General features: G+C 67.4%; 11 protein-coding genes and 2 tRNA genes. 7 read left to right on the forward strand and 6 right to left on the reverse strand.

Annotated elements, in window-relative coordinates:
* Nucleotides 1–158: 158 nt before the first annotated feature.
* From QE405_RS16940 to QE405_RS16955, 4 genes are all read right to left on the reverse strand, one after another.
* Entirely contained in the window at nt 159–5,282 is a 5,124-nt protein-coding gene (locus QE405_RS16940) for a DEAD/DEAH box helicase (RefSeq protein ID WP_307202888.1), read from the reverse strand.
* 70 nt (nt 5,283–5,352) lie between these two features.
* Nucleotides 5,353–8,382, reverse strand: coding sequence for a hypothetical protein (locus QE405_RS16945; RefSeq protein WP_307202890.1), 3,030 nt, complete (start codon nt 8,380–8,382; stop codon nt 5,353–5,355).
* Nucleotides 8,383–8,674: 292 nt separating this feature from the next.
* Nucleotides 8,675–8,747 (reverse strand) — tRNA-Ala (locus tag QE405_RS16950).
* A gap of 49 nt (nt 8,748–8,796) precedes the next feature.
* Nucleotides 8,797–8,919: a DLW-39 family protein gene (locus QE405_RS16955; RefSeq protein ID WP_307202892.1), complete on the reverse strand. Its 123-nt coding sequence runs from the start codon at nt 8,917–8,919 to the stop codon at nt 8,797–8,799.
* Between the two features lie 155 nt (nt 8,920–9,074).
* Here QE405_RS16955 and QE405_RS16960 point away from each other — a divergent pair, with 155 nt between their 5' ends.
* Nucleotides 9,075–10,001 (forward strand): esterase/lipase family protein, encoded by a 927-nt coding sequence (locus QE405_RS16960; protein WP_307202894.1) that lies wholly within the window; start codon nt 9,075–9,077, stop codon nt 9,999–10,001.
* Nucleotides 10,002–10,038: 37 nt separating this feature from the next.
* Here QE405_RS16960 and QE405_RS16965 read toward each other — a convergent pair whose 3' ends face one another.
* Nucleotides 10,039–10,350, reverse strand: a complete 312-nt coding sequence (locus QE405_RS16965; protein ID WP_307202898.1) for a hypothetical protein — start codon at nt 10,348–10,350, stop codon at nt 10,039–10,041.
* A gap of 46 nt (nt 10,351–10,396) precedes the next feature.
* Here QE405_RS16965 and QE405_RS16970 point away from each other — a divergent pair, with 46 nt between their 5' ends.
* The 6 genes from QE405_RS16970 (at nt 10,397) to QE405_RS16995 (ending at nt 19,690) form a co-directional block, all read left to right on the forward strand.
* Nucleotides 10,397–11,398 (forward strand): DUF6301 family protein, encoded by a 1,002-nt coding sequence (locus tag QE405_RS16970; RefSeq protein ID WP_307202900.1) that lies wholly within the window; start codon nt 10,397–10,399, stop codon nt 11,396–11,398.
* A 91-nt stretch (nt 11,399–11,489) separates the two neighbouring features.
* A complete protein-coding gene (locus QE405_RS16975; protein ID WP_307202902.1) occupies nt 11,490–13,052 on the forward strand; it encodes an ATP-binding protein in 1,563 nt (520 codons plus the stop codon).
* Between the two features lie 82 nt (nt 13,053–13,134).
* Nucleotides 13,135–14,583 (forward strand): DUF3375 domain-containing protein, encoded by a 1,449-nt coding sequence (locus QE405_RS16980; protein ID WP_307202904.1) that lies wholly within the window; start codon nt 13,135–13,137, stop codon nt 14,581–14,583.
* Complete coding sequence (locus QE405_RS16985; RefSeq protein WP_307202906.1) at nt 14,580–15,215, forward strand: DUF4194 domain-containing protein; 636 nt, start codon at nt 14,580–14,582, stop codon at nt 15,213–15,215. Before QE405_RS16980 ends, QE405_RS16985 begins: the two co-directional genes overlap by 4 nt.
* On the forward strand, nt 15,212–18,556 hold the full coding sequence (locus QE405_RS16990; RefSeq protein ID WP_307202908.1) for an ATP-binding protein: 3,345 nt from the start codon (nt 15,212–15,214) through the stop codon (nt 18,554–18,556). Before QE405_RS16985 ends, QE405_RS16990 begins: the two co-directional genes overlap by 4 nt.
* Nucleotides 18,557–18,595: 39 nt before the next feature.
* Nucleotides 18,596–19,690 carry a Wadjet anti-phage system protein JetD domain-containing protein gene (locus tag QE405_RS16995; RefSeq protein ID WP_307205904.1) on the forward strand — a complete coding sequence of 365 codons (1,095 nt, stop codon included), beginning with the start codon at nt 18,596–18,598 and terminating at the stop codon, nt 19,688–19,690.
* Between the two features lie 437 nt (nt 19,691–20,127).
* Here QE405_RS16995 and QE405_RS17000 read toward each other — a convergent pair.
* Nucleotides 20,128–20,201, reverse strand: a tRNA-Ile gene (locus tag QE405_RS17000).
* Nucleotides 20,202–20,266 lie beyond the last annotated feature (65 nt).

The following is a 20,266-nucleotide window of genomic DNA, read 5'->3' on the forward strand; positions in this document are numbered from 1 at the left end:
AGCTCGAACCGGTGTTCGACAGCCCGCGCACGCTCTGCATCCTCACCCAGTTCCGTGTCGGCTGCCCGCCCTCATCCGCCGCCGCACACAAGGGTCCTGCGTCTGCGGACCCAGGGCTGCATCGGCGGACTTCCCGCGAGTGGCTGCTCCCGGCACGATCAAGGCTGCAACTCGCGAAAGATCCGCTCTGGAAAGGCCGCCGCTAGGCGGCCGTCAACGACCGACGCGACCCGCCCGTTGCCGCTCATGGAGGCAACGAACGCACCCAGAGGGGTAGCAACAGAAGCCTTATCGCGCCGCCACAGAGGGTGACCGAGGCCGACAACTCGTTGACCATGGGCGAGGAAGGACACTCCCCCTTGCTCGCCAACCTCGATGTGGCCCAGTGCGTCACTGAATGCGTCGGCGAACCGTCTAGCGGTACGTCGAGAGATCCGAGCCCAACGGCTGGCTGACGCTTGGCGACCGAGCGCGAGTTCAGCGATGTCCAGCGCGAGACGCCAGTCCAGCATGGGGTGAAGATGACGGTTGTCGTACGAGCGAAGACAGTCTGGGCATGACGAATCGCAAACCTCGTGGGAAGCAGCGGACCAGATGGAGCCGAGGTCATCAGCGATCCGCGAGACCACACGCACGAGTCGATCACCCCGTCCCAGCTCCGAGGCGTAGCCCGCACCGTTCTCGAGTTGGTCCGCCACGTAGATGCCCGCGGTGACCACATCACCCGCTCGGCGTGGTTGGAGACCGACAGTGACTTCGGCGGGATCGACATCGAGCTCCGCTTGCACTCCCCTCCGGAGGGCCTCCGCGAACGAGTAGAGCGCCGCACGGCCGCTGCTGGACTGTCTCTCGAGGATCGGCACGACACCGTCCTCGACATGGAGACGGGCGGGAACGATCATCAGGGCGTCAGTCACTCGGATGTCGCCGATCCCAAATCCGCCGCTCTTGGTTGGATCGTCCCGAACAACGTGGCTGCCGTCAGGCTGACGTTCGGTCTGAAAGAGGCGACCGCCGTTGGTGTTGATCGTCAGCAGTTTGCCTTGGTCCATAACCCATGTATCCATTGCTGCGACGGGAGTAGGCGTTGCCGGCTCCTCGGCCCAGCCGAGGACCGGCCGAGACGCGGCGCTCGATACCTCCTCGTCGCCCCCTCGATCGTCGCGCTGTGCTGCTGTACGGAAGCCCAGGGGCTGGTGCATGGTCGTCTGCTCCAGGACGGCGCCACAGACCGGACAAATGGAGGTGGGCTCGCCGTCCGTGCCCGCGATCGTAAAGGTGCATTGCTGGCAGCGCCGAACAAAGGTCGACGGGCCCAGCGGATTGCCGCTGGTTCGGCCGGTCCTGGAGTAGGACGCGAAGCCGTTGGCGGTGTACACCCAGCCGTCCTTCGTGATTTGTGAACCGGGGGAGAACATGGACACTGCTTGTCCAAGTTGCCGGTCGGAGACCTCTTCGGGGCCGAGTCCGCCTCCTGGCACGTAATGGAGGGTGCGAACGCGCGTCGGGAAACCGAACATCGGGAGTACTCCTGCGTTGGCGAGCCTTTCCGAGAGGTCGGCCTGTGTCAGTAGAGGATCGCTGCACGCGGAGTCGATCTCGCTGCCGAGCCTGGTGCGAATCCAGTCTCTGATGGCACCGACATCTCCGCTCGCCACGCCCGTGTAGGCAGCCAACCGTTCCACTACTGGTGCGACCTCTGGTGACGTTGCGAGATACATAGTGATCTCGCCTCTTATCGCTGACCAGTCACTGACCTGGCCGAAGGACCCGTGCACGGAGGAATGCTCAGTCGGCGGCGTTGCGAGAGCCCTGAAAGCCCGACGAAGCACCTCCGCTGTGGCCACGCGGCGCAGAATGAGCGGGCGACCGGTATCCAGGAATGGCTGGGGCGGTACGTCCCCAGTCATCCGACGCGACTCAACGAAGTAGTAGTCGTCGTGAGATCGGTCGCGACACAAGGTTAGGGCGTACGAGAACGGCTGGTTTGCACGTCCAGCACGTCCGACGCGTTGCTGATAGTTGAATCGCTGCGGGGGCATGTTCGCCATCACGGTCGAGCTCAGGCTACCGATGTCGATGCCGACCTCCATGGTCGTCGTCACGCTGAGGACATCGAGCGGGGTCGTGCGCTCGTTCTCCCGCGGCTGTGGGAGCAGGGCGCCGCGGAATCTCCGCTGCCTGGCCCGAGCCTCGGAAGCAGGACTCGTTTGCCCAGTAAGCTCGGCGACGGCCAGCCGACTCGGTTCGAGGTGACTCAACCTGATGTAGTAGTCCAACTCGGCAAGGACGTTGTGTTCGTTGACCTCGAGCCTCCCCGCACAGGACTCACGGACGCATGTACCGGCTGACTCGTGGAGGTGGCGAGTGGAGCAGGTTGAGCAGACCCAAACACGGCTTCCATGACGGCGGAGGATGACTGGAAGGTCTCCCTTCTCAAGCCCCAGTGACGATCCGTCCATCGCGGGACCGAGATGCGATGCGACTCGGGCGATTAATTCGTCACTATCGAGCGAGTTCGCCGCGGCTGCGCGGCGCAAGAAATCGGTCACGCGGCGAGGCATGGTGGCTGCATCAGAGGAATGACCCGGGGTCCACCGGTTCGCGCGTCCGTAAAGCCGGATGGTCGAGGCCAGGACGGCGTCGAACAGGTCGTCGCCTGTTGGCCGGGGAGCAAGGTGGGCCACGAGGGCGCTCTCGATGTCGCGACCACGGCCGCCGAGAAGTGCGTCCCCGAGCGCCATTGTCAGGTAGCGACGAAATCGCTGTTGGTATTGGTCGCGGGTTGGACCGGCGGCCAGCGGTACCCATTCGCCGGGTATCGGAGGTTCGAACGCTCGATACCAAGGCTCCCCGCCTTCGAGTGTCATCAAGACGGCTCGCTGGCCACCGGGCGGTACGCCTAGCGCAACGAGCTCCCCTGTCAGACGGGCGATGAGATCTGGCAGCGAGACATGGTGCAGGAAGGCGTTCTGGGCTTCGAATGAGTCGATAGTGGCTAGTGCAGCATCGTCCGCTGCGCCCGCAGCGGCGAGCATGTACGCCCTCATGACATCGGGGAACTCCTGCCCCAACGCACTCCAGCGGACAAGCTCGCTCGGACCTAGAGCCCCAGGCTTCGGCCCGTCCCGAAGGATTCGAACGTTGTCGTTCTCGGCATTGAAGGTCTTCTGGAGGAGCTGCCTCAACAGATCGGCAAAACCGTTCTGCGCGAGACCGATGGCGGTCTCGGCCGCGTCGTCGCGGCTGTCAGTGAAAACGATCGTCTTGTCGGGGCGCTCGTTCGCGGAGACGGCACGCGTTGCTTCCGAAACAAGTAGTTGAGCCGCCTGGTCGGTGCCTTGCGTGTGTGCTCGGATTGGTGAGCGCACGACGCCTTGGCGGAAGCGCTGTTGCATGTCGCGGTGGCCGCAGGAGGGACAGCGGGACGGGAGGGCGGGTGGCGACCACTCCCCTGCGCCGGCAGGTACAAGGATTACGCCCGTGGCTTCGGCAGCAGGAGCGTGTCGGACGTACCCGAGTTTCGGGCTCAGCTCCGCGCCGGCGAAGTTGAACTTCACGTCGATGCTGCCCGGTCCGCCGTGGCTCCACGTCGCGGATGGCGGGACGGTTCCCGGGCGGTACCAGAGGTACCTGCTTGACGGGCGCCGGAAGACGACCTTGTCGCTGTCGGCGCCGTCGCTGGCAGGTGTTGACGCGAGAAATACTCCGCCGTCTTCCTCACCAACGATCCAGCCGCCGAGACTGACGTCGCCGCAGTGGTCGCAGTAGAGCAGTTCAAGGACGCGGGCACCGCAATTGCAGAATCCGGCGGGCCGTGGATGGAGTTTTCCGATTGCGGTACTGGCACCAGACGCCTCTGGACACTGGGGATCAACACACGCCCATAGCCCGCGCATGGTCCGAACCATCATGTGGCTGCGGAACGAGATCTGCTCTTCCGCGGGAGCGGAGCCCAGATGGTCGAGGACTTGCGCGAGAAGATCCCGGTCGCCGGTATCAAACAGGCGACGTGCCACCTCTCCGAGAGGCGTCGCGCGGACACCTAGCGCGGGATCTTTGTCCTGGCATGCAACCGCGACCGCCTCGTCGATGCCCGTCAGGCTGCCACGCTCGAGTCTCGTCTTGACCTCGCCTGCATTGAGTGGGAGCTCTGCTGAGACGCTGCGCGGGCGACCGGGCACCGTCACGAACGCATCCCGTCTAGTTCCGAAGAACCGCTCGAGATACTCGGCCCGATCGTCGTCAAGCGATGCGCTGGTGGCGATAATCTTCAACTGACCTGAGTCGGGTTCGAGGCCGAGCCGGTCGCACAGGGCGCGGACGATCATCGAGACCTCGGCGCCCTGAGTCCCGCGGTAGAGATGCAACTCATCCACGACGAGTGAGATGGAACGTGTCCGGTCGGCGCGCAACCAGTCTCGGGTCTTGGAGAAGATCGGCTGCTCAAGGTCGCGCATTAGCATGACGTTCAGCATCGAGTAGTTTGTGATCAGAATGTCTGGTGGCGTTTGGATCATGTCCCACCGTGTGACGAGTTCGTTCTGACGCGGATCGCTCATCTGCGATGTCAGATCCTCGCCGAGGCCCTTCACGCCGTCGATCTCGCTGACCATAGCCCTGATTTCCGTTGCAACCCGGCTGAGACCGCGATGCCGTCCGCGTTCCGGCATGGCAGTGCCTCCCAGGGTCGCGCCTGTGTACCGGCCGAACCACAGATTCGGTCCGCCAAGGCTCACGATCCGTCGGAGCGCCCGACGGAGGCGCGAGACCTGGTCCTCTACGAGGGCGTTCATTGGGTAGAGGACGATCACTCGGACTGCTGCGTCGCGCGCTTCGGTCCGGGTCGGTGACCACCTCTCGGGCCGCGCATCCCACCAGGCGTTCGGCTGTTCGACCCCGTTCCAGGATCGAGCTTCGAGCAGCAGCCGCGCGAGAACCGGGAGCAGGAAGCTCTCCGTCTTGCCGGACCCAGTGCCCGACGTGATAACTGGGTACTTGTCGGCCATGGAGAGGGTCAGGGCGTCGGCCTGATGCTCGCGGAGGAGCATGTCGCGACCAGCCCAGTCGCCGAAGACGCCCTTCAACAAGACGTCGGTCTCGGACTCGTTGAGGCCCACTGTCCGGCAGACATCGAGGGCAGGGCGCACGTTCGGGTAAGGGAGCACCGGCTCAAGGAGCGGATCCTGGAACAGCATTCCTGGTTCGGACAGCAGTGCGCGACGTTCCGCTGCCAGGCCCCTGTCGCGCAGCCAGTAAGCAGTGTCGATGTAGGAGAGCACGGCCTCCTCGATGGCGGCGGCTACACCTGCAGGGGCCGGCATGCCGGCTCGTGATGGCACTGATGTTCTCCTATCGAGTGAGTAGATCGAACATGCGGCTTGCAAGTTCCTCCGGGACTTTCGCGTACCCAACCGAACCTGTGTCCCGGACGATTACGGGCGGCAGGCAGGAAGCCGCCGTCAATGCCCGTCCGTAGAGCCCGGGCAGCTCTGCGCCGATGGGCACCATGAACAACTGGTGGTCGGGGTCATATGCGACCAACGGCCGGCCGTCCATCAGTGCGGCAAGATGTTTGCCGAGTTGAACCGGACACCGTGCGAACGTTCCTCGCTCCACGTCCTCGGCGGACCGGACGACATCAAGGGTGGCGAACTTTCGGATGCGGTAGGCACCCCGCGCTTCATAGCTGTCAACGCGCTTCCACGAGCTATTGACTACGTCGAACCAGGAGATCTCGCCGTCAGCGGACGCTTGCTGCCTCGGAAGTTGCTTCAGGATCGTGCTCAGCGCAGGCAGGGCTCCGGCGAGAGCCCGCCAGGCGTCCGGGATGACGGCCAGCTCGTGCTCATCCGTGAGTGACTGCGCCTTGCTACCGAACTGAGTTGCGAAGTATTGAGGTGGCTCCCGACCATCGGCCGTGGTGTCCGCCCCGTCTGCCTCGATGGCGTCCACGACCTCGTTGTAGAGCCCCGGCGGCCAGTACCCATTGAAGGCAAACCGGCCCGTCGCGCAACCCGTCAGTTGCGTGGGACTGACCTCCCATGCATCCGGCCGGAGCGTCCTCTTATCGCGACGCACGGAGATGTGCCCGAGAGCCTCCAGGGTTCGCGCGAAATGGTCGACGAAAAGCCCGGTTGGCTCGATCTGCAGGGCGACCTTCTCCAGGGTGGCCCACGGCCCGCCGCCGAGGTGCAGCAGGGTGTCGAACGCCACCGCCCAGTCGCGGTCGTCCGCGGGCTGACTCTTCTTGCTCAGGCCGGTGAGGTCGTGCGCCGAGATTGTCAATTGCGCTTGGACCGGCTCTGGAACCTGCCGCCGCGTCTTGACCTTCGTTGAGTAACGTCTGACGAGGCCGCACGTCCTGCACCGACCGTAGTACCACGACGTGGTCGGCCGACCCTTAAAGTCGTACTCGATGGTCTCGACATCTTCGTGATGCGCGCCCGTCCGGATGCAGGAATTGGGATCAGGAACCGTGACACGCACGGGATGGGAATCGCGTCGTCTTGCGCCGACGTCCTTCGACCATGACGGGACCGGTGGAGGGGTGTCGCGCGGAGCGGGTGGCGGGTTTGTTGAGCCAAACACAGCATGACCCTGGACTGACATCGAGTCCGTCTCGGTGGCGACGCCGAGCGCGCCGATCCCAGGACCGTAGTTGATCGACTCAGCCAGATGCCACTGTCGTTCGTCCCGAGTGTCGCCCGATCGCAGGTAGATCATCGCGGTGCTTGACGGGTCCTTCTGGCCGCTCGGCACCAGTTCAACCCGGTAGTCCGCGTCGAGGAGGTTGAGGCCATCAAGTGGCTCGATGAGAACACCTGTGCCGCCGTCGGACCACTCAGCCACATGCCGCTCCTCGGCCTGGTCGGAAGAGCGGTCTAGCTGGACGAGACGAACTTTGAAGCCACCCGCAGCATCACTGACGGCACGAATCTCGGGGGGCTGAGCTGCGTGCCACTTCCCACGAACGGTTCCTGGAATGACGAAACCACCGGACACCTTTAGGGTGGACGCAGTCAGTGGGACGAGCGCCGACAGATCGTCCATCTTGTGCGACGGAATCAGCGGCCCAGGGTGGTTTAGGATCTCGACACCGACGAAGAGGGTCCAGCCTTCGGGCTGCCCTGGATAGGGCGTCACCGCCTCCCATCCTGGCCTAGCAACAACGGTCAAGATCTCAGCAACCCGGGGCGCCAGGCCATCCTCCACAAGGAGGCGTAGGTCATCGCCGAGCATGACCTGGTGGACTTCCACCCAGCGTCGGGAGAGCTCGTCCTCGCGAAATGCGACCACGCGTCGCGGCCTGCGTTCCAACGTCAAACCCGATAGGTCGTCGTGCAACCTGAGGACCCCGGACAGAACATCGCCAGGGTGAAGAAAGGCGCCCGGAGCCAGGCCGAGAGCGCCGGGAATGTCGGGGACGAGATCGATGGTAGTCCCCGAGTCGGCGGTGAGGAGGCGAAAGGTGCGACCGACGTGCGGCTGAGGCACGAAGAACAGTCCTGAGATCCCGAACCTCTTGCGAGGGAAGCCCCCGAGTTCGAGGGTCAGGTTCAACCGTCCAGTCGTCGAAGTGCCACTAACGCGGCGGTCGACGACTGCGCCATCCCAGGATGCGAGCGTCACCGCGGCCGCCTCGGCGACGCGCAACCGGGCTTGACCCTTCGACCAGAGACGCGTGAGGTTTGCGCTCACCGGAGATTGCGCCTGTCTGATCCAGCCGTCGAGCAAAGTGACCAGGTCCGCCGGAGCGACCTGGCTGCCGGGAGCAAAGCCCATGGAATGAAAAAAGTCCTTCAACTTCTCCCGATCACTGCTTCTGACGACAACTTGGGAGACGGACAGTCCGACGTACCGATGCGCCAGCGAGTAGGCGGTCGGAATCCCTCGGCCTCCCCCTTCTTGCACTAGCCACCGGTTCAGCTCGTTCCAGTAGCGTTCGGCCACCCGGCGGTAGGCAACTTCGAGCGAGGAGTCACCAGATCGCCAGTTGACCACCTGGCGGAGTCGACCGAAGTAGTTGTTGGCCGTCATTCCGTCGCCGCCGGCCATCTGCGCCGCGGCCAGGGAGAAGCAGGCCAGAACACCGACGATGGGCGGGTGCGCCTTGCGACCACTGCGAATCCACCTCCGCAGGCGAACGTCATGACCGGCGAAGACCTGCGCGGGTCCGTCTACACGATTCAACGTCGCCCCGACGCTCGCGCAAAGTGCAGGAAGGACACCACTGGGGGCGACCTCGACCTTGGAGGAGACATCGCCTACCAGATGGTCCTCGAGGTCCAAGTAGACAGGCCGGGGTTCATCCGACGGAGCAAACACCACCTCGGCGATCGCCTTGTTCCAGCGCTCGTACTCGTCCCACACGTCCGGCATGCCCCCCCCTCTCGCTACGGACCGAACGTAACGAATAGACGGCGACGGTCGTCGCGAATCAACGAAACTGCCATGAGGACGCCAAGAGGGGTTTGCGGCTGCCCTGGGGATTCCGACGCTAGCCCGCGGCCGGACCACACATGAGGACGCCGATCGCGCCATCGAGGTCCGTACGAGAGGAGCGCCCCGAGGCTGTGAGCCAACGAGTCCTCGGCCGGCTTGGCAGGGGCAACTCCTGTCGCGGCAGCCGATTCGTTGCGGTGCGTCCCAACCAACCGAAGGATGGTGTATGTGGAGCCTAGGGGACTCGAACCCCTAACCCCCTGCTTGCAAAGCAGGTGCGCTACCAATTGCGCCAAGGCCCCTCACGCGTCGTACCGACGCGGTGCGCCGCAGCTGCGGCGCGAACACAAACTACTTGGACACCGGGTCCGTCGCCTCGGCCCACAGCGCCTGCTCGGCCTTGCTCTCGTCCATCTTCTTCTTGGCCAGGAGCACCCCACCGACGGCGAGCAGCGTGACGATGATCTTCTTCATGGACTCCGGGCCTCCTGAGCAGGTCGAACGACGTCCGAGGCTACCCCACCCGGCTGACCGGTGACGCACCACCCGTTCGGGCTACGATGCGTGTGCCAGATCACATGCCACTGGCAGAGAGCACCGTCCACACCGACCCTCGGGGGTAGAAAGACATGAAGAAGCTCCTCCGCGCCGCCGCGTGCGCGCTCACCCTCGGCCTCGCGACCGTCGCGGCCGGCTCCGGCACGACCGCGCAGGCCGCGGCCCCGACGTACCGCGAGGGCAACCTCGCCACCGCCGTCGCCAACTTCATCGCGAGCCCGGCCTACCTGCCCGGCGTGAACAACTGGAGCTGCACGCCGAGTCCGGAGCACCCCGAGCCCGTCATCCTGCAGCACGCGACCTTCGTGAACTTCGGGTCCAACTTCGTGAAGCTGGCGCCGCGGCTGCTCAACGAGGGGTACTGCGTCTACGCCCAGAACTACGGCATGACCCTCTCCTCCTTCGGCCGCGTCGGTGGCCTCGGCGCGGTCGAGAAGTCGGTCGCCTCGTTCGGCGCCTTCGTCGACCAGGTGCGCACCCGCACCGGCTCGGCGAAGGTCGACGTCGTCGGCCACAGCCAGGGCGGGCTCATCGCCTACGCCTACATCAAGGGCGGCGGCGCCTCCAAGATCGACGACTACGTCGCCTGGGGCGGCAGCCAGAACGGCACCACCCTCAACGGCATCGCCACCCTCGGCCAGTCGCTCCGCCTCCTCGGCTTCGCGGAGGGCTTCGCCGCCTTCCTCCAGGCGCCCGGCGTGACCGACCAGGCCCGCGGCAGCCGCTTCATGAACCAGTTCCTCGCCGACCCGACCGTTCCCGCGGGCCCGGACTACCTGACGATCCAGACGAAGTACGACACCGTCGTCACGCCCTACGCGACCCAGTCCATCCCGGGCGCCGAGAACGTCGTGCTCCAGGACCTGTGCGCCGACGACCGCGTCGGCCACGTCGGGCTGTTCCTCGACGAGCCGACCCTGCAGCTCACCGTCAACGCCCTCAACGGTGGTCCGGAGGGCTTCCAGCCGGAGTGCCGCGGCTACGGCCCGGCGCTCTGACGCAGCCGCCTGACGACGCAACACCCGGCGAGGGCGCTCAGCGCTGCCTGAGCGCCTTCGCCGGCAGGTCCCCCTCCGCGACGTACCCCTCCTCCACCAGCCGCCGCAGGAACCGCGCCACCGTGAAGCGCCGGCGCTTGGGGTCACTCACCTCGTACGACGTCACCTCGTCCCGCGTCACCAGCCGCGGCCACCACGGCACCCCGAACACGCGTCGCCGCTCCCGCAGCTGGAGCCGGTAGCGGAACGTCTGCGCCGGCGTTCCCGGGGGCGAGTAGGCGTAGACCTGCAGGAAGTACGGCGCGGGCAGCCCCGGTAGGTCGAACTCCCGCGACGGCACCACGCTCACCCGACGCAGCCTAGGTCGCGTCACGCGATTCCGGCACGATGGCCGCATGATCGAATGGGACGCCTTCACCGACGACCTCGTCGCCGCCCTCCGCGCCGTCGGGGACCGCGTCTTCCTCATCGTCTCGGCACGCGGCGACGACCTCGCCTACGTGCAGTTCGCCGGCGGTCCCGACGACGTCGCCGCCGAGGCCTCGGGTACCCACGCCGGCGCACGCACCGGCTTCCTCGCCGACCACGGCTGGCAACCCCCGCGCAGGGGCGAGGCCAACTGGCTCTCCCCGTTCCTCGTCCCCGCGACGACCGCCGAGCTCCGCGCCCTCGCCGAGCGGTGCGTCGCCGCGCTCCGCGTCGCGTACGGCATCAAGTCACCCGCCGACCTCACCTACAGCGCGTGGCGCGAGCCGCAGTCCGCCCCGCGGGGCGTCACCTGGCCGAAGAAGCGGTACGACGACCTCGACCCCGGCGAGGACCCCCTGCGATTCCCCGACCTCGAGCCGGACCACGCCGCCCCCACGGCCCCCGCCGAGGCCGAGCAACGAGCCTGGACGGCGATCGCGCCGGACGACGTCGTCCACGTGCTCGACCACTGGGCGACGCAGGCGTGGCCGCTCGCGGAGGACGCGGCGTACGACGTCGCCACCCAGCTCGGCTGGGAGATCGAGGTGGAGGACGGCAAGCGGTACGTCGTCAACCGGGCCGGCGGCCTCACCGTCCCCGACGTCGCGGTCGAGAAGCGCCGGGGCCAGCTCACGCGGGTGCGCCTCTGGACCACGGACGCGATCCGCGACGTCTCCCGCGACTCGGTCGCCTTCCTCGGTGACGCGTTCGCGGCCTCCGCCGCAGCCGGTACGACGCGCTGGGGCCCCTCCACGGACGCCGAGGTCCGCCGGGACAACCCCCTGAGCCGCACCCGGCACTGGACCCTGCCGAACGGAGCCCGCATCGGGATGAGCCTGTCCGCGAAGAGCGTCACCGCCGAGGTCATGAGCCCCCAGGGCGTCGCGTGGCAGCGGCAGGACGACGACAACTACTACTCGGGCCACTGACGGCCCGCCGAACAATGCGAAAGTTTTGGAGATGAAACTGGACGCTGTGGATGCAATCCATTTTCGTCTTCAAAGATGTCACAATCACCACGTGCACTCATGGACTGCGGACGAGTTCCGCCTCATCGCGTCGCGGGAGAGCGACGACGTCGAGCTCAAGACCGGCGCGTCTGCCAAGAAGCTGCAAGAGGCGATGGTCGCGTTCACCAACACCGGCGGCGGGACCGTCTTCGTTGGTGTCACCGACGAGCGAGTCATCGTCGGTCGCCGTCACGACCAAGGCATCGACGACACCGTGCACGAGGCAGCGCTCACGGCCATGAACGTGGGGCGGTACTCGATTTCCGAAGGGTCTGTCGACGGCACCCCGATCGTCGTCGTCGACGTAGAACCACGCGAGGACGAGGTGGCGCAGACCAGTGACGGCCGAGTGCTCAAGCGCAGGGGTGGCCGGAATGTCCCAGTCTTCGGCGCGGAGCTGTGGGAGCTCATGTCGACACGGGCGTTGCGCCGATACGAGACGAGCCCGAGCGGGATCTCGCCCCAGGATGTGCAGGCCGACATCGCTCGGGAGGTTGCGCACCAGCACGGGTGGTCAGACGACGCACGTGCCGATCGGTGGCGCGAGCGCGGCCTCCTGCATGCGGACGGATCTCTGACGATCGCCGGCGCCCTCATTCTCACTGACCCCGTCGACACGCTCGGTACAGCCAAGTTCGTCATCGACATTCGCACCTACGAGTCCGACGATTCGGCCAGCTACGTGCGGCGCGGCTCAATGCGTGGTCCGGTGCAGCACCAGGCGGAGGCGGCAACGAGCTGGGTGCTACGCGAGATCGGCACGGAGATGATCGTTACCGGAGCGCGCCGTCATGACGTGCCTCGCCTTCCTCGGCGCGTCGTGCGGGAGACAGTCGCAAACGCAGTTGCACACCGCGACTACTCACGAGATCAGTCGCCGGTCGTCATCGAAATTCGGCCTTCTTCAGTCACGGTCACCAGTCCCGGGCGATTACCAGCGCCGGTGACCGTGGCGACCTTGAGGGAGGCTCAAGCGCCCCGCAACCACACCATCATCGACGTGTTGCGTCGCTTCGGACTGGCCGAGGACAGCGGCCAGGGCATCGACATCATCCAGGACGGAATGCGTCTCGAGATGCTGGATGAGCCGATCTTCGAGGAGCTGGGCGACAGCTTCCAGGTGACACTGAAGCTGCACGGGCTCGTGTCCATCTCGGAGCGAGCTTGGTTGGCCGAGTACGAGCGGCAGGGCCAGCTCCACGAAGGAGATCGCCTGCTGCTCCTCACCGTCCTGCGCGATGGTCGGATTACCAACAGCCGAGCACGCGAGCAACTGGGCATCGACAGTGTGGAGGCCAGGTCTCGTCTTCGCCGGCTTCGTGACAACGGGATGCTGGAACAGCAGGGGACGCGAGGGCGGTCCTCGTACACGCTCGGCGCGATCGGGCCAGAGCGCAGCATGGACGAGGTGGTGCTGCGCGCAGCGACGGAAGCACCATTGACCAACGCGGCCGTGCGAGCGATGCTCGGTCTGGATCGCTACCGAGCGGGACAGCTGCTCAAGCGCCTTGTATCGGAGGGCAGCCTGGTCCAGCAGGGCGAGCGACGCGCCACCACCTATCGGCTGCCGTAGGTCCCTGCGCCCTGGATTTGCAGTGGCGCCAAACCATCAGATTGCCTCGGAACTGTCAGCCCCCGCTGGCAGGATGCCCGGCATGTCGGCTCTCGCGACGGCACTCGCCTACCAGCGTCTCGTCGAGCAGAGTGCCGCGCTCCGGCTCCTCCGGGCAGACCATGCTCCGGTGATCGCTGCGGTTCTCGCGCAGCACCTCGGCGCGCCGGGTGCCCGCCTGGCGGCAGATGATCTCTACGAGCTCGTCGATGGCGACCTCGAGGTGCTGCGCGACCACGTCGACCTGCCCCAGAACGCCCGCGGCTACTGCGACGATTGGCGTTCCGCCGGCTTCCTCGTGCGTCGGCCGGCCGCAGAAGCGCGCGGTGAGACGATCGAGCTCTCGCCCGACGCCGTCGTCGCCCTCCGGGTGCTCGCCCAGCTGGAGGCACCCCGCTCCACGATCACGCAGTCCCGCCTGGTCAACCTCGCCCAAGCCGTGCGACAGCTGGCGATCGACACCGATCCCGACGTGTCCCGACGACTCGATGCGCTCCGCGCCGAGCGCCAGCACATCGACGAGCAGATCGCCCGGGTGGCCTCAGGTGAAGTCGACGTGCTGGACGAACGTCAGGTGCGGGAGCGTCTCGGGGAGGTGCTCCTGCAGGCGCGCGACCTCCCCGGAGACTTCGCCGGTGTTCGCGCTCGCTTCGAGGAGCTGAACCACCAGCTGCGGGCCCGCGTCCTCGACTCCGACGACCCGGGCGCGGTCCTCGACGACGTCTTCCGCGGGGTCGACCTCATCGAGTCCTCCGACGAAGGTCAGACCTTCAGCGCGTTCTCCGCCCTCCTCCGCGACGCCGAACGGTCCTCCGAGCTCGAGTCCGATCTCGCCGCGGTGCTCGACCGCGCCATGGTCGACACGCTCGAGCCGGAGTCGCGGCATGCACTGCGCTCGCTCGTGCGCGACCTGAAGCGCGGCAGCCGCGAGGTGCACGGCGTGCTCACGGAGTTCGCCCGCGGCCTTCGGCGCTACGTCTTCTCGCAGGAGTTCCAACGCGACCGGGCGTTGCGCGACGCCCTGCAGGAGGCGCTTGCCGCTGCAGTTCCCGCCAGCAGGCACCTCAAGCCGTACGCCCCGCTCGACCGCGAGCTGGAGCTCTCGACCCTCCGCATGACGAGCGTCGGGGAGATCGCGGTGCACGACCCGATGGAGTTCCGCACCGGCGCGACGCTCGCTGCAGCCGAGCCGACCACGGTCGATCTGGCAGCCCTCGCTGCGATCGCCCGGGAGAGTGAGATCGACTTCGCGGAGCTCATCGACAACGTCAACGCGGTCGTCGACGGCCGGGGCGAGGTCACCGTCGCCGGGGTCCTCGCCGTCGCGCCCGCCACCCAGGGGCTGGCGAGCATCGTGGGACTCCTCTCGCTCGCGATGGCGCACGGGCAGGTGAGGAGCGACGTGACCGAGGTGTTGGCGTGGACCGGCCGTGACGGCGTTCCTCGTGCGGCGGAGGTCACGACCCATGTGTTCACCAGGAGGATCGCATGAACGAACAGGCGGCGGAGTCCGAGGCTCTGGGCCTGTGGACGGGTGACCGAGGGCGCCTGCACGAGCAGTCCCGACGTGCTCTGCTCGAGCTCCTCAAGGGTCCCTACCTGTCAGGTCGGCAGCGACCGCAGCTGTGGGCAGCACTGGTCGCCGACGAGGCGGCGATCCGCTCGCGTCTCCACGACGTGTTCCTCGAGCTCGTCCTCGACCCCGTCGACGAGTTCGCGTTCACCCGCAAGGTGCGCACCACCGAGCTGGACGTCCCGAGTCCGCTCCGCACCGAGACGCTCACGTTCCTCGACACCGCGATGCTGCTCGTGCTCCGGCAGCAGGTGCTGGCCGCACCGGGCGAGGCACGCGTGATCGTCGGGCAGGAGGAGGTCTACGAGCGGCTGGACGTCTACCGCACGGGCGACGCGTCGTCCTACCTGCGCAACCTCAACGGAGCCTGGGGTCGCATGATGAACAAGCTGCGGGTCATCCACGCCGCCGGCGAGGGCCGCGCGGAGATCTCGCCGGTGGTCAAGTTCCTGCTCGATCACGACCACGTCGTCGCGCTCACCGCGGAGTACCGGCGGATCGCTGGCGCCGAGCCAGCCGTGACAGACCCGGCCGACGAGGAGGAGTCGTGAGTGAGGCTCTGTTCGAGCTGACCGCCGGGAAGAGTCAGGCTGATCCGCAGTGGCGGCTCGCGGAGGTGCAGGTGGCCAACTGGGGCACGTTCCACGACGCGATCTACCGCATCCCGGTCGCCCGCAGGGGCCACCTCATCACGGGTCCGTCGGGGTCGGGCAAGTCCTCCCTCCTCGACGCGATCGCCGCCGTGCTGACGCCCGACAAGTGGTTGCGCCTCAACCAGGCGGCCCAAGGTGGCCGGCGCCGCGACGACCAGCGCAGCGTCTACAGCTATGTCCGTGGGGCCTGGTCCCGCACCGTCGACGCGACCGAGGACAAGGTGGTGAGCGCCTACCTGCGAGACCGCGCCACCTGGAGCGGCATCGTGCTCCGGTTCGAGGACGGCCTCGGCGGCACCGCCTCCCTCGCGCGATTGTTCTTCCTCCGCGCCACCGCCTCGACATCGGCCGAGATCAACGACCTGTGTCTCTTGGAGCGCTCCGCCGTCGACCTTGAAGACCTCCAGGACTTCGTCGCCGCCGGCATCGAGACTCGCAAGATCGCGCAACGGTGGCCGACGGCCGTCGTCACGAGCAACCACAGCCACAGCAAGTTCTACGCACGGATGCGCTCGGTCTTCGGCATCGCGGAGGAGACCGCGCTCCAGCTGCTGCACAAGACGCAGGCCGCCAAGAGCCTCGACAGCCTCGACCAGCTCTTCCGCGACTACATGCTGCCGACCCCCGGCACGTTCGCCCTTGCCGACACGGCCGTCGAGCAGTTCGGCGAGCTGCGCGACGCGCACGACCGCGTGGTCCAGCTGCGTCGACAGCGCGACGACCTGCTGGCCCTCAGGGAGCACGCGGAGCGGTACGACGCGGCGCAGGACGCTGCCGACCGCACCCGCACGCTCATCGACGCCGTGCGTCCCTACCGCCTTCGACGCACGCTCGATCTCGCGCGCACCGATCTCGCCGACCTGGAGGAACGACTCCGCGTGCTGACGATCGAGGTCGAGCAGGCCGACACCGCGCACGCGGCCGCCCGGACCGCCCACGAGGACGCGGAGCGACGGGTGCATTCACTCGGCGGGGCGGAGGTGGACCGACTGCAGGAGCGCATCCGGCTCGCGCGGGACACAGCTGGCGCTGTTCGTGCCCGCTGGCAGGAGTTCGACACGTCGCTGCGCTCTGTCGGTGTCGACGGCGCGCCGGAGGATGCGGACGGCTTCGCGGAGCTGGTCCGGGCCATCGACGAGATCCTCGCCCAGGAGCCGCCCCCGGGGATGAACCACGAGCAGATGCGGGCGCTGGCGGAGGCCCGCGCCGAGGTGCAGCGCCTCGATCGAGAAGTCGCCTCGATCCGCACCACCGGTAGCACGGTGCCTGACGACCTCCTGACGATCCGCGCAGAGCTGGCGCTGGACCTCGCCGTACCGGTCGCGGCTCTTCCGTTCGCCGCCGAACAGCTCGAGGTCCGCGCCGACCACGCCGACTGGACCGGCGCAATCGAACGAGTGCTCCGCCCTTTCGCCCTGACGCTGCTGGTGCGCTCGGAGCACCTCCCCGCCGTGCGGCGCTGGATCGACACCCGATCGCTGCGAGCGCGACTCGTGTTCGAGGAGGTGAGCGCCTCCGCCCCGCCCGCGCGGCCCGCACGGTCCGAGCTCTCGCTCGTCCACCGGGTCACCGTCGCTCCTGGCCCGTTCTCCACATGGATCGCGGGCCAGCTCTCGGAACGGTACGACTACGCCTGCGTCGACTCACCCGACTCGCTGGGCGAGCACGTGCGTGCCGTGACCATCAACGGCCAGCTCAAGACGTCCCGCACACGCTACGAGAAGGATGACCGTCGGCGCATCAACGACCGCGGGCGGTGGGTGCTCGGCGACCGTGACGGCAAGCTCGAAGCACTCAGTGTGCAACGCAGGGAGGCCGCCACGCGGCGGAACGAGCTCGAGGAGGCCGCCAACCGGTCCGACCGGGACCGCACGGCGGCGGTCAGCCGTCAGGCCGTCCTCCGCACCTTGCGGCGTCAAAGCTGGGGCGACATCGACCGACGCGGAGCTGCGGCCGCGGTGGCGGCGCTCGAGCAGCAGCTTGTCGAGGTCTCCGCGAACCGTGGCGACCTCCATGCCGCGTTGACTGCTCAGCACCAGGCACAGCAGCAGCTGGATGCAGCAACAGAGCAACGGGACGAGCTGCGCTTCCAGCTGCGCATCGCGAACGATTCGCGCGCCGCCGTGGCCGCCGTCGTCGCCGAGATCGAGGGCGACGTCGCCTCCGGTGCCGTCGCCGAGATCGACGCCGGGACGACCGCTGCCCTCGACGAGCGGTTCCGTCGCCACGGCGGGCGCCGGATCACGCGCGAGCGGATCGGCGACATCTCCCAGGACGTGACGCAGCAGCTGGGCCAGGAGAACACCGCGGCGCTCAGCGCGGTCGCCAGCGCGGGACACGCCGTGGTCGGGGCGGCCACCCACTTCAACGACCAATGGCCCGCTGCGGCGGCGACCGCCGAGCTCGTGGCGACCGTGGGCGACCGTGGCGCCTACCTCGACCTCCTGGACTCGATCGTCGCCCAGGGGCTCCCCGACCACGAGGCGAACTTCCTGCGTCTGCTCCGCGACCGCTCCCGCGACCTCATCGGCGAGCTCGTCAGCGACATCCACGATGCACCTCGCGAGATCGAAGAACGCATCCGACCCGTCAACGCCTCGCTCCGGCGCTCGCCGTTCGACGTCGACAGGTTCCTGAAGCTGCGCATCAAGACAAGACGTACGGAGACGGTCCACCGCTTCCTCGCCGATCTACGCTCCGTTGTGGACGGGAGCTGGACCGACGACGACGTCGGTTCCGCGGAGCGGCGGTTCGCGATCCTCGCCGACATCATGCGCAGACTGGCGTCGAGCGATCACGTGGACCGCACGTGGCGTCTCCACTGCCTCGACACCCGCCTGCACGTGACCTTCCTCGCCGAGGAGATCGACCGGGACGGGCGGGTGCAGGCGACGTATGACTCTGGCGCGGCGATGTCGGGGGGACAACAGCAGAAGCTTGTGATCTTCTGCCTGGCGGCGGCGCTGCGCTACCAGCTGGCCGACACTGACGACGCTGTGCCCCGCTACGGCACGATCGTGCTCGACGAGGCGTTCGACAAGGCGGACACGCGCTACACCCGCATGGCGCTCGACGTCTTCGTCGAGTTCGGCTTCCAGATGGTGCTCGCGACGCCGCAGAAACTTTTGCAGACCATCGAGCCGTACGTCGGGGGCGCCACTTCGATCGAGAACCCCACCCGACGACTTTCCACCTTCGCCGACATTCCCTGGAACGAGCGACGCGAGGAGAAGAAGTGATCGACATCGAGACCGCCCGGGCGCGCAGCCCGGGATCGTCTGGCCGCCCGGCTTGCCGACTGGGCTGCCCACGAGCCTGAGGGCGCAGCTCTGTCCGTGGCGCTGAAGCCACCCTCCGAAAGAACAGCCCTTGCTGACCAGGCTCAGGTCGAGGCCTGGGTGCGCGGCTGGAGGTCGCTCGGCCTTCCGGTCGGTGCGACTGTCGACTGGGAGACACGCTCCTGGAAGCGCATCGGCCAGCAAGAGGTGCCGGTCCGTCTCCGACTCGACGGCCCCGGGGCAGTGGCGGCGTTCGGCGGCGGTGTACCCAGAAGGGACTGGACGCTCCTGGTCGAACGCGTCGCTCATCTCCGGGAGAACCTAGGAGCTTCTCCCGAGCTGGATGCTGCCGTGCGTCGCCACCGGACACAGCTCGTCGGCTGGGACGACCACGCGTTCCGGCAGGTGGTCGAGGTGACCCGATGGTTGGTAGCCACCTCGGTACGCGGCCTCCGCCCCCGGCAGGTTCCCGTCCGTGGCGTCGACACCAAGTGGTTCGCATCGCACCGTTCGATCGTGACCGATCTGCACGCCGCCGCCACGGGGTCTCGTGACCTCGGCCTGGTGGAGGCGGACCGACTGATGCGCTTGCGCATCCTCGACCCCGCACTGGCGATCGGTGGGCTCCGCGACCTCGCCGTACCGGCGGCGGAGCTGGCCACGGCCTCGATGCGCCCTTGCCTGGTGTTCGTGTTCGAGAACCTCGAGTCCGTGCTCGCCATGCCCGACTGGCCCAGAGCAGTCGCCCTGCACGGATCGGGGTATGCCGTCGACGCGGTCGCCGGTCTGCCCTGGGTCGCCGACAGCCGCGTCATCTACTGGGGCGACCTCGACTCCCACGGCTTCGCGATCCTCAACCGGCTTCGCGCCCACGTCCCGCACGCCACCACCACACTCATGGACGAGGACACCCTGCTCGCGCACCGCGACCTGTGGGTGCAGGAACCGGCCCCCACCCGCGCCGAGTTGCCCACCCTGACGGCAATGGAACGTCGCGCCTTGGATTGCTTGCGCGCCGAGGGAGACGTGCGTCTGGAGCAGGAGCGCATCCCCTGGTCCACTGCCCTGGCGGGGCTCGAGGACGCCGCCCACTGACCGTCCGCTCAGTGAACCGAGAACCGTGCGACTGAGCTAACCCGGCAGCGATGAGTCGTGGCCCGGATGCACGTTGTCGAGCCGGCGCGCTTCGCCGCGCCACACCCACGCCACGCCGCGCCGTACCCCGGTCGTGGTGTGAGCCCCGCAGATACCGAAGGCCTGGCACCACGACCCAGGAGGGGTCCCAGAACCGGTCCGGCAAATGTGCAGCTGGAGCAGTCCGGACGCGACCTGGGATGCACCAGGCGCACATTTCCGCCCCCCCGCGCTTCGCGGCGCCACGCCCACGGTCAGACCACCCACACCACCCGCGCCCCGTCCCCCGGTCGTGGTGCCAGCCCCACGAAAACCGCAGGCCTCACACCTTGACCCAGAGCGACGGGGACCGGAAATCACGAACGCCCCGCGGAGATCCGCGGGGCGTTCGTGGTGGGTGGGCCTAACAGGACTTGAACCTGTGACCTCTTCCTTATCAGGGAAGCGCTCTAACCGTCTGAGCTATAGGCCCGTGGCTGGTGCCGGGGAGACACTACTAGAGCCCCTCGGCACCACCAAAACCGGGTGAACCGGGTG

Source organism: Nocardioides zeae (assembly GCF_030818655.1).
In the GTDB taxonomy this organism is placed as follows: Bacteria; Actinomycetota; Actinomycetes; order Propionibacteriales; family Nocardioidaceae; genus Nocardioides; species Nocardioides zeae_A.

Bases quoted from the DNA above. Each gene is read 5' to 3' on its own strand.
- QE405_RS16970 (WP_307202900.1), top strand. From the start codon at position 10,397: ATGATCGAATGGGACGCCTTCACCGACGACCTCGTCGCCGCCCTCCGC.
- QE405_RS16980 (WP_307202904.1), top strand. From the start codon at position 13,135: ATGTCGGCTCTCGCGACGGCACTCGCCTACCAGCGTCTCGTCGAGCAG.
- QE405_RS16955 (WP_307202892.1), bottom strand. From the start codon at position 8,919: ATGAAGAAGATCATCGTCACGCTGCTCGCCGTCGGTGGGGTGCTCCTG.
- QE405_RS16985 (WP_307202906.1), top strand. From the start codon at position 14,580: ATGAACGAACAGGCGGCGGAGTCCGAGGCTCTGGGCCTGTGGACGGGT.
- QE405_RS16960 (WP_307202894.1), top strand. From the start codon at position 9,075: ATGAAGAAGCTCCTCCGCGCCGCCGCGTGCGCGCTCACCCTCGGCCTC.
- QE405_RS16945 (WP_307202890.1), bottom strand. From the start codon at position 8,382: ATGCCGGACGTGTGGGACGAGTACGAGCGCTGGAACAAGGCGATCGCC.